Source organism: Psychrobacillus sp. FSL H8-0483 (assembly GCF_038637725.1).
In the GTDB taxonomy this organism is placed as follows: domain Bacteria; phylum Bacillota; class Bacilli; order Bacillales_A; family Planococcaceae; genus Psychrobacillus.
Genome location: NZ_CP152052.1, coordinates 1 through 11826 on the forward strand (window position 1 = coordinate 1; position 11826 = coordinate 11826).

Here is an 11826-nt window from a genome sequence, read left to right on the forward strand (position 1 = left end):
TTGGAACATTTAGAAGAACTTTGGGCTAAAGTTCTCTCTGAAGTAGAAAAGAAAACATCAAAACCTAGTTTTGAAACTTGGTTGAAGTCGACGAAGCTACTTTCATATAGAGGAGAGACAGTTACAATAGCTGCGCCTAATTCCTTCGCAAGGGATTGGCTTGAAAATCACTATATTCATTTAATTGCCGGTATTTTAACAGAACTTACGGGCAATGAACTACTTATTTCTTTTGTTGTACCTAAAAATCAAGATTTAGATGACTTTGATATACCTAAACCAAAAGTTCCAGTAAATCAAGGAGATCAACCTGATTTTTCACCTGGAATGCTAAACTCCAAATATACATTTGATACATTTGTTATTGGCTCTGGAAATCGATTTGCTCATGCAGCATCATTAGCTGTAGCAGAAGCACCTGCAAAAGCATATAATCCTCTATTTATATACGGAGGAGTAGGACTAGGAAAAACCCACTTAATGCATGCGATTGGTCATTATGTTCAAGAACACAATCCAAATGCTAAAGTGGTTTATTTATCTTCTGAAAAATTTACAAATGAATTTATTAATTCCATTCGTGATAATAAAACAGTAGATTTTCGCAATAAGTATCGAAATGTAGATGTATTACTAATAGATGATATTCAATTTTTAGCTGGAAAAGAACAAACTCAAGAAGAATTTTTTCATACATTTAATGCACTTCATGAAGAATCAAAGCAAATTGTTATTTCAAGTGATCGCCCACCAAAAGAAATTCCAACATTAGAAGATCGTCTCCGTTCACGATTTGAATGGGGTTTAATAACTGATATTGCTCCACCAGATTTAGAAACAAGAATTGCTATCTTACGCAAAAAAGCACGAGCTGACGGCTTAGATATCCCTAATGAAGTAATGGTCTATATAGCAAATCAAATAGACACGAACATTCGTGAATTAGAAGGCGCATTAATACGCGTTGTCGCTTATTCTTCTCTTGTAAATAAAGATATTAACTCTGATCTAGCTGCAGAAGCACTAAAAGATATTATGCCGAATGCTCGACCAAGAATTATTACTATATTAGATATTCAAAAAGTAGTGGGAGAACATTTTCATATAAAGTTAGAAGATTTCACTGCAAAAAAACGTACAAAATCGATTGCATTTCCTCGTCAAGTCGCGATGTATCTATCTCGTGAATTAACGGACTTCTCCTTACCGAAAATTGGAGATGAATTCGGAGGACGTGATCATACAACTGTTATCCATGCACATGAGAAAATTTCAACAATGGTAAAAGTAGATTTAAATTTGCAAGATGATATTAAACAGATAAAATCTATCCTAGGAAGATAATTTGGTTTGTGGATAAGTGTAGATTTTACTAACTTACTTAAGAACAACTTATACACATGTGAATAGTTTAGCGTACGTAAGATAAAATAGACTTATCAACATATCCACAACCCCTATTACTATTTCTATTAATCTTTTAAATAATAATAACTATATAAGTGAGGTACCAAAATGAAATTTGAAGTAATGAGAGATAGTTTACTTGAGGGATTAAATGATGTTATGAAAGCAGTAAGTTCAAAAACAACTGTTCCAATATTAACTGGACTCAAATTAGAAGTTACAAGTGAAGGATTATATATTACTGGTAGTGATTCGGACATCACGATTCAGACGTTTATACCTGTAGAAAAAAATGGAGAACAAATTATTCGAATTTCAGAAAAAGGTTCTATTGTTTTACAAGCTAGAGTATTTAATGAAATTGTACGAAAACTACCTACAAATGAAGTGGAAATTGAGGTAACAAATCAGTTTCAAACACATATTAGATCAGGTAAATCTGAATTTAGTTTGATTGGTTTAGATGCAACAGAATATCCATTACTTCCTCAAATTGAGGAAGAACATCAATTTTTCATGCCTTCTGATTTATTAAAATCAATTATTAAAGAAACTGTATTTGCTGTTTCTACTTCTGAAAGTCGTCCAGTACTTACGGGTGTAAATTGGCAAGTAAAAGACGGAGAACTTCACTGTGTAGCAACAGATAGTCATCGTCTAGCTAAAAGAAAAACAGCAATTAAAGATCTACCTGAAGAAGCATATAGTGTAGTAATTCCAGGAAAAAGCTTAAATGAATTGAATAAAATACTAGAAGAAACTTCATCTGAGGTTGCAATTGTAATGACTCAACAACAAATTTTATTTAAAACAGGTGAGGTATTATTTTATTCCAGATTATTAGAAGGAAATTACCCTGATACCTCTAGACTAATTCCAAGTGAATATAAAACGATTATTTTAGTAAATGGAAAATCGTTATTACAAGCAATTGATCGAGCTTCGTTACTTGCCAGAGAAGAAAGAAACAATGTTGTTCGTTTTTCAACAATTGGGCAAGGTTTTGTTGAAGTATCTTCTAATTCGCCTGAAATCGGGAACGTAGAAGAACAAATTCAAGCGGAATCAATTGATGGAGAAGAATTGAAAATTTCTTTTAGCGCAAAATATATGATGGACGCTTTAAAAGCAATTGATGGTCAAGATGTGAAAATCTTATTTACAGGAGCTATGAGACCATTTGTATTGAAGTCTGTTCATGATGACTCTATCTTGCAACTAATACTTCCGGTTAGAACATATTAATTTATAGTTTTATAATTTTTAGAATGTGGATAGTCACTAATGTGGCTATCTTTTTTTACTTATTTGGTTAATTAGAGTAAAATAAAGGGATAATGAAAATGAGAAGAGGTTGAATTGCTGTTGGAAGAGATTCGATTTGACACAGAATATATCACGCTCGGTCAATTATTAAAAATGACGGACGCAATAGATTCAGGTGGAATGGCCAAGTGGTTTTTAAGCGAACATACTGTCTATGTAAATGGAGAAGTAGATCAAAGAAGAGGTAGAAAACTTCGTAATAAAGATGTTGTAAATATTCCAGGAGTAGGAAGATTTCAATTGGTTGGACCAGAGAACGGGGAATAATATGTATATTGAACGACTTGAATTAAAAAATTTCCGTAATTATGATTCAATTGAGTTGGACTTTTCCTCTAAAATTAACGTGTTGATAGGTGAAAATGCACAAGGTAAAACAAACTTAATGGAATCCCTATATGTATTATCTATGGCAAAATCCCACAGAACTTCGAATGATAAAGAATTAATACGTTGGGAAGCAGACTATGGTAAAATAAAAGGTAATATCCAAAAAAAATATGGTCGTTTACCATTAGAATTAATTTTATCAAAAAAAGGAAAAAAAGCAAAAGTTAACCATTTAGAACAAACGAGGCTAAGTAATTATATCGGCCAATTAAATGTCGTGATGTTTGCTCCAGAGGATTTGTATTTAGTAAAAGGAAGTCCACAAGTAAGAAGACGATTTCTAGATATGGAAATCGGTCAAATTTCCCCTGTTTATTTACATGATTTACTTCAATTTCAAAAAGTATTAAAACAACGAAATCATATATTAAAACAACATCAAGGGAAAAGCAATTTAAAAGATGTCATGTTTGAAGTATATACTGAACAATATATAGACGCAGCAGTGAAGGTTATAAAAAAAAGATTTCAGTTCATGGAATTATTGCAAAAATGGGCTGAACCTATTCATTTTGGTATTTCTAGAGGATTAGAAAAATTGACTGTATCGTATGATTCTACAACGGGTATTAAAGCGAATTGGTCTGATAGTGAAATGAAAGCTCATTTAGAAAAAAAGTTGTTTGATAGTCAAAAAAGAGAATTAGAGCGAGGAGTAACTTTAACGGGTCCTCATCGTGATGATTTACAGTTTTTTGTTAATGACTACGATGTACAAACATATGGTTCTCAAGGTCAACAGCGGACAACTGCTTTATCCTTGAAACTGGCTGAAATTGAACTGATAAAACAGGAGGTGGGTGAAGCTCCTGTTTTATTGCTGGATGATGTTTTATCTGAACTAGATGATTATCGACAGTCCCATTTATTAAACACAATTCAAGGGGACGTTCAAACCTTCGTTACAACAACAAGTGTAGAGGGAATTGCCCATGAAACCATTCAACATGCAAAAATGTTTCATGTGGAACAAGGTGCGGTTATAAATTAAATATAAACAGGATTAAACATTATTGACGTAATGAAAGAGTAGGTGAGCAAGTTGGCAATGGAAGAAAAAGAGCTAAAACCATCTTATGATGCCGATCAGATACAAGTACTTGAAGGATTAGAAGCAGTAAGAAAACGTCCAGGGATGTATATTGGTACGACTAGTTCAAAAGGACTTCACCATCTAGTATGGGAAATCGTAGATAATAGTATTGACGAATCCCTTGCTGGTTATTGTGATCATATCGTTGTCACAATTGAAAAAGACAACTGGATACGAGTAGAAGATAATGGGCGAGGTATCCCAGTAGATACACAAGAAAAATTGGGCAAACCAGCTGTAGAAGTTATTATGACTGTATTGCATGCCGGTGGTAAATTTGGCGGCGGTGGTTATAAAGTATCTGGTGGACTTCATGGTGTAGGTGCTTCGGTTGTAAATGCTCTTTCTGAGTATACAGAAGTATATGTTAAACGCGATGGAAAAATTCATTGTATTAAATTTGAACGTGGTGCTGTTATTGCTCCTTTAGAAGTAATTGGGGAAGCAGGGGAAACAGGTACTACAACAAGATTTAAAGCAGATGCGGAAATCTTCACAGAAACAACTGTGTATGAGTTTGATATATTAGCACATCGTGTACGAGAACTGGCTTATTTAAATCGTGGTTTATCTATTACAATTGCCGATGAAAGAGAAGGGCAAGAAAAATCCACTAAATATGTGTATGAAGGCGGAATAAAATCATACGTAGAGGATTTAAATAAATCAAAAGAACCTATTACGGAAGAAGCAATATTCGTAGAGGGAGAAAAAGATGGTATCTCAGTAGAAATTGCTATGCAATATAACGGTGGATATTCTTCTAACATTTTATCTTTTGCAAATAATATTAATACGTATGAAGGTGGGACGCATGAATCCGGCTTCAAAATGGCACTTACTCGTGTAATAAATGATTACGCTAGAAAAAATGGTTTGTTAAAAGATGCCGATACAAATTTATCTGGGGATGATGTACGAGAAGGTTTGACAGCAATTGTTTCTGTTAAACATCCAGATCCTCAATTTGAAGGTCAAACTAAGACAAAATTAGGTAACTCAGAAGTAAGTACTATTACGAATAGTTTATTTTCAGAAGGATTTGATCGTTTCTTATTAGAAAATCCTCAGGTTGCTCGAAAAGTCGTGGAAAAAGGACTAATGGCTGCAAGAGCTCGTGTTGCTGCGAAAAAAGCCCGTGAATTTACACGTAGAAAATCGGCGTTAGAGGTTTCAAGTCTTCCAGGAAAACTTGCTGATTGTTCTTCTCGAGTTCCTGCAGAAAGTGAATTGTATATTGTAGAGGGTGACTCAGCAGGTGGTTCTGCTAAATCTGGTCGTGACCGTCATTTCCAAGCGATTTTGCCATTACGAGGTAAAATTTTGAACGTAGAAAAGGCGCGTTTAGATCGTATATTAGGAAATGCTGAAATTCGTGCAATGATTACTGCACTTGGAACTGGTATAGGGGAAGAATTTACGTTAGAAAAAGCGAGATACCATAAAATTATTATTATGACCGATGCCGATGTCGATGGTGCACATATTCGTACTTTATTACTTACATTTTTCTTCCGCTTCATGCGTCCGTTAATTGAAGCGGGGTATGTATACGCAGCGCAACCTCCTTTATTTCAAGTGAAACAAGGGAAGCATGTTGAATATTGCTATAATGATGAACAATTAAAAGAGATTTTAGAACGTTTACCAAAAACTTCAAAACCAAATATTCAGCGATATAAAGGACTAGGAGAAATGGATGCGGATCAACTTTGGGAAACAACGATGGATCCAGAAGTACGCACATTACTCCAAATAAACTTAGATAATGCCATGGAGGCTGACGCAATCTTTGAACAACTAATGGGAGAAGAGGTAGAACCTCGCCGTCTATTTATCGAAGAAAATGCTGTGTATGTGAAAAATTTAGATATATAAGAATGTGTGTTGACTGGAGGTCTTTAGGATGTCAGAAATACCGAATAAAGGTGTCAAGGGGATCAATATTAGTACAGAAATGAAAACATCATTTCTGGACTATGCAATGAGCGTAATTGTATCCCGTGCATTACCAGACGTTCGTGACGGGCTAAAGCCTGTACATCGTCGAATTTTATATGGAATGCAAGAGTTAGGAAATACACCAGATAAGCCCCATAAAAAATCAGCTCGTATTGTAGGAGATGTAATGGGGAAATACCATCCACATGGTGACTCCTCTATTTATGAAGCAATGGTGCGCATGGCGCAGCATTGGAGTTATCGCTACATGTTAGTGGATGGACACGGAAACTTTGGATCCGTAGATGGTGATGCAGCAGCCGCAATGCGTTATACGGAATCGCGTATGTCTAAAATTGCAATGGAATTATTACGTGATATAAACAAAAATACAATTGATTATAAAGATAATTACGACGGACAAGAAAAAGAACCTGTTGTTTTACCGAGTAGATATCCCAATTTACTTGTAAACGGAGCTTCTGGAATTGCTGTTGGTATGGCAACAAATATTCCTTCTCACAATTTAGGAGAAGTAGTTGATGGTGTATTGGCCCTGTCTGAAAATCCAGCAATCTCCATCGAAGAATTAATGACTATTATTCCAGGTCCAGATTTTCCTACAGGTGGGATTATTTTAGGTAGAAGCGGCATTCGTCGTGCATACGAAACTGGTAGAGGCTCTGTGTTAATCCGGGCAAAAGTAGAAATCGAACAAAAAGCGAGTGGGAAAGAAGTTATTATTGTTAAGGAATTACCTTACCAAGTTAACAAAGCTCGACTAATTGAAAAGATTGCTGAATTAGTTCGCGATAAGAAAATTGATGGGATTACGCATCTTGCAGATGAATCTGACCGTAACGGAATGCGGATTGTCATTGAAGTTCGTAAAGATGCAAATTCAAATGTTTTATTAAATAATTTATATAAACAAACCGCTTTACAATCAAGCTTCGGAGTAAATATGCTCGCGCTTGTAGACAATCAACCAAAAGTGTTGAACATAAAAGAAATGCTTTACCATTACTTAGAACATCAAAAAGTGGTTATTCGTCGTCGTACACAATTCGAACTGAATAAAGCAGAAGATCGTGCACACATTTTAGAAGGTTTACGAATTGCTCTTGATCATATTGATGAAATCATTACATTAATTCGTAGTTCTCAAACAGGAGAAGAAGCGAAAAATGGTCTGATGGAGAAATTTAATTTATCAGAACGTCAAGCACAAGCGATTTTAGATATGCGCCTGCAACGTTTGACTGGTTTAGAACGCGATAAAATTGAAGATGAATACAATACATTACTCAAATTAATAAGTGACCTTAAATTTATCTTAGCGAATGAGTATAGAGTAATTGAAATTATACGAGAAGAGATTACTGAAATTAAAGATCGATTCTCAGACAAACGCCGAACAGAAATTGTTGCAGGAGGAGCAGAAGTTTTAGAGGATGAAGATTTAATTCCTGTGGAAAATTCTGTACTTACTTTAACAAACAAAGGCTATATCAAGCGATTACCTGCTAATACGTATAAGAGTCAAAAAAGAGGTGGTCGTGGAGTACAAGGGATGGGAACAAACGAAGATGACTTTGTAGAGCATCTATTGTATACATCTACACACGATACTATTTTATTCTTTACGAATAAAGGGAAGGTATATCGTGCAAGAGGATTCGAAATTCCTGAATATGGTCGCACAGCAAAAGGACTACCGCTTATTAACTTGTTAGCTGTTGAGAAAGATGAACAAGTTACGGCAATGATTCCGATGTCATCCTTTGAAGAAGATAGTTATTTTATCTTTACAACGAAGTATGGTATTACAAAACGTACTCCAGTATCGGGCTTTGCACATATCCGAGCAAATGGTTTAATTGCTATTTCGTTACGTGAAGAAGATGAGTTAATCGCTGTTCGTTTAACTGACGGAAAGAAACAAATTATTATTGGTACACGCCAAGGTAAATTAGTACGATTTGAAGAAACGGATATTCGTTCAATGGGTAGAACAGCGGGTGGAGTAAGAGGTGTTCGCTTAAAAGACGATGATTACGTAGTCGGTATGGAAATTATCGAATCTGATCAAGAAATCTTAGTTGTTACCGAGAATGGTTATGGTAAACGTACTCCAGAGTCAGAATATCGTTTACAAAGCCGTGGAGGTATGGGAGTAAAAACGTGTCAGATTACCGAGAAAAATGGGCCTTTATCTGCTGTCAAAGCAGTTGATGGCACGGAAGATCTAATGCTAATCACAATAAATGGCATGCTAATTCGAATGGATGTAAAAGATATTTCTATTACTGGTAGAAGTACTCAAGGTGTCCGTTTAATGAGATTAGCTGACGATGAGTTGATTGCTACTGTTGCAAAAGTAGAAAAAGAAGATGACGAAGAGGAAGATATTGAAATAGTAGAAGAAAGTTCTACTGATGAAGTATCACCGACAGAAGAAGTAAATGAGTAAAAAAAACACCTTTAAACAAATTTGTTTAAAGGTGTTTTTTTAAATATACATAAATAATGAATATTTAGTATAATTAAGTAAATTTATCAGAAAAAGTAGGGTGCAAAATGGAATATACTTTAGAAAATTTAGAAGAGTTAAGATTAGGAAGTGTAATTGCACAAGATATACTAGTTAATACGAAAACCCCTATTATACGAAAAGATACAAAAATAACTAGAGAGCATATCCAAGTATTACGTGCTTTTAATATTAGTAAAGTACCTATAGCATTAGATAATGTATTTAATAGAACAGAAGAAGAAATAAATAAGCTAAATGAAGAAAAAGTAACAATTGAGAAAAAAGTGAGCCTACCAGAAATTAAAACAAGCTTTGGTAAATTATATAATGATGCTGTTAATAACTATTATAAAGAGTTTAATTCGTGGGAAGCAGGAATAAAGGTAGATGTAGCAAGATTACGTACTATTATTATGCCTTTAGTAGATAAAGCAATGGAAGACAAACAAATATTTTCTCTTTTAAATGAGTTTTCCTCTCCTGATAGGTATATTGCTCACCATGCAATCGCAGTTGGAATTTTTTCGGGTGCTATAGCTAAAAAATTACGTTTTCCTCCTGGACAAATAAATCAATTAGCAACAGCTGGATTGATGGCAGATGTAGGAATGGCAAAGGTAGATAGAAAAATTAGAGAAAAAAAATCTTATTTAACAGAAACTGATTTCTCAGAGATTAAGAAACATACCATTTATAGTTTTCAAATGATTAAAGATAGTCCATTGTTGAAACCTGAAATGAAATTAGCAATTTTTCAACACCATGAGCGATTGAATGGAAGTGGCTATCCTAAAGGTGAGCGAATGGAAAACATTTCGATAGAATCTCAAATCATCGCAATAGCAGATGTATATCATGCCATGACATCTGAGCGAATCTATCGTTCAAGAAGTTCTTCTTTTAAAGTATTAGAAATGATTAAAGAAGAAGAATTCGGTAAATATAGTATCGAGGTTGTAAATGCATTAATCTCTTTAGTAGGTGCTTTACCTATTTCTACGCGCGTTCGTTTATCGAATGGAGAAATAGGAGAAATTGTATTCTTACATAGAGACTCTCCCATGAGACCAATGATTAGATTAACCGAAACAGGACAAATCTTTGATTTGGCTACTAATCGATCTATGCATATAGAGTGTGTAATAAATTAAAGTTAAAGCAACTCTTTCCTTAGTTCTATAAAAAGGGAAGAGTTCTATAGTTTATTTGAATAAAGTAAGTGTTGACATAGACGTAAATCCTTGATATTATAGAGAAGTCGTCAAAACAAGACGCAATAAACACACCATGAACATTGAAAACTGAACATGCAAAACGTTAAGACATATAGCTTGAAAGACTAACTTCTGTTAGTTTGATAGCAACAATTTTTGACATCATTTAATGATGATGCCAGCAAAACAAATGAGCTTTTTAAGTTCTCTATTATGGAGAGTTTGATCCTGGCTCAGGACGAACGCTGGCGGCATGCCTAATACATGCAAGTCGAGCGAATGACGAAGAAGCTTGCTTCTTCTGATTTAGCGGCGGACGGGTGAGTAACACGTGGGCAACCTGCCCTGTAGATTGGGATAACTCCGGGAAACCGGGGCTAATACCAAATAATCCATTTCCTCACATGTGGAAATGTTAAAAGACGGTTTCGGCTGTCACTACAGGATGGGCCCGCGGCGCATTAGCTAGTTGGTAGGGTAACGGCCTACCAAGGCGACGATGCGTAGCCGACCTGAGAGGGTGATCGGCCACACTGGGACTGAGACACGGCCCAGACTCCTACGGGAGGCAGCAGTAGGGAATCTTCCACAATGGACGAAAGTCTGATGGAGCAATGCCGCGTGAGTGAAGAAGGTTTTCGGATCGTAAAACTCTGTTGTAAGGGAAGAACAAGTACGAGAGTAACTGCTCGTACCTTGACGGTACCTTATTAGAAAGCCACGGCTAACTACGTGCCAGCAGCCGCGGTAATACGTAGGTGGCAAGCGTTGTCCGGAATTATTGGGCGTAAAGCGCGCGCAGGCGGTCCTTTAAGTCTGATGTGAAATCCCACGGCTCAACCGTGGAAGGTCATTGGAAACTGGGGGACTTGAGTACAGAAGAGGAAAGCGGAATTCCAAGTGTAGCGGTGAAATGCGTAGAGATTTGGAGGAACACCAGTGGCGAAGGCGGCTTTCTGGTCTGTAACTGACGCTGAGGCGCGAAAGCGTGGGGAGCAAACAGGATTAGATACCCTGGTAGTCCACGCCGTAAACGATGAGTGCTAAGTGTTAGGGGGTTTCCGCCCCTTAGTGCTGCAGCTAACGCATTAAGCACTCCGCCTGGGGAGTACGGTCGCAAGACTGAAACTCAAAGGAATTGACGGGGGCCCGCACAAGCGGTGGAGCATGTGGTTTAATTCGAAGCAACGCGAAGAACCTTACCAGGTCTTGACATCCCGCTGACCGTTCTAGAGATAGATCTTTCCCTTCGGGGACAGCGGTGACAGGTGGTGCATGGTTGTCGTCAGCTCGTGTCGTGAGATGTTGGGTTAAGTCCCGCAACGAGCGCAACCCTTGATCTTAGTTGCCAGCATTCAGTTGGGCACTCTAAGGTGACTGCCGGTGATAAACCGGAGGAAGGTGGGGATGACGTCAAATCATCATGCCCCTTATGACCTGGGCTACACACGTGCTACAATGGACGGTACAGAGGGTCGCAACCCCGCGAGGGTGAGCTAATCCCATAAAACCGTTCTCAGTTCGGATTGTAGGCTGCAACTCGCCTACATGAAGCCGGAATCGCTAGTAATCGTGGATCAGCATGCCACGGTGAATACGTTCCCGGGCCTTGTACACACCGCCCGTCACACCACGAGAGTTTGTAACACCCGAAGTCGGTGGGGTAACCCTTACGGGAGCCAGCCGCCGAAGGTGGGACAGATGATTGGGGTGAAGTCGTAACAAGGTAGCCGTATCGGAAGGTGCGGCTGGATCACCTCCTTTCTAAGGATATATTACGGAATACAGATTTTTATCTGTATCTTAACGTTTTGCAGTTCAGTTTTGAATGTTCATTTTTATGAGCATTTGAAAACTTGTTCTTTGAAAACTGGATAAAACGACATTGAAAGAAACAAATTCAAGAAATTCAATTTGTA

General features: G+C 36.9%; 7 protein-coding genes and 1 rRNA gene. All 8 read left to right on the forward strand.

Annotated features, from left to right (window positions below; translation table 11 throughout):
• Positions 1 to 1344 (forward strand): chromosomal replication initiator protein DnaA, encoded by a 1344-nt coding sequence (gene dnaA / locus MHB48_RS00005; RefSeq protein ID WP_342599608.1) that lies wholly within the window; start codon positions 1 to 3, stop codon positions 1342 to 1344.
• 171 nt (positions 1345 to 1515) lie between these two features.
• A complete protein-coding gene (dnaN, locus tag MHB48_RS00010) occupies positions 1516 to 2652 on the forward strand; it encodes a DNA polymerase III subunit beta (protein ID WP_342599609.1) in 1137 nt (378 codons plus the stop codon).
• Positions 2653 to 2772: 120 nt separating this feature from the next.
• Entirely contained in the window at positions 2773 to 3000 is a 228-nt protein-coding gene (gene yaaA / locus MHB48_RS00015; RefSeq protein WP_342601438.1) for a S4 domain-containing protein YaaA, read from the forward strand.
• 1 nt (position 3001) lies between these two features.
• Complete coding sequence (gene recF, locus MHB48_RS00020; protein ID WP_342599610.1) at positions 3002 to 4114, forward strand: DNA replication/repair protein RecF; 1113 nt, start codon at positions 3002 to 3004, stop codon at positions 4112 to 4114.
• Between the two features lie 57 nt (positions 4115 to 4171).
• Positions 4172 to 6094: a DNA topoisomerase (ATP-hydrolyzing) subunit B gene (gyrB, locus tag MHB48_RS00025; protein ID WP_342601439.1), complete on the forward strand. Its 1923-nt coding sequence runs from the start codon at positions 4172 to 4174 to the stop codon at positions 6092 to 6094.
• A gap of 28 nt (positions 6095 to 6122) precedes the next feature.
• On the forward strand, positions 6123 to 8630 hold the full coding sequence (gene gyrA / locus MHB48_RS00030) for a DNA gyrase subunit A (protein ID WP_342599611.1): 2508 nt from the start codon (positions 6123 to 6125) through the stop codon (positions 8628 to 8630).
• Between the two features lie 107 nt (positions 8631 to 8737).
• The gene (locus MHB48_RS00035) at positions 8738 to 9844 is read left to right on the forward strand and encodes an HD-GYP domain-containing protein (protein ID WP_342599612.1); all 1107 of its coding nucleotides are present in this window, start codon (positions 8738 to 8740) and stop codon (positions 9842 to 9844) included.
• A gap of 273 nt (positions 9845 to 10117) precedes the next feature.
• Positions 10118 to 11671, forward strand: a 16S ribosomal RNA gene (locus MHB48_RS00040).
• Positions 11672 to 11826: the final 155 nt, after the last annotated feature.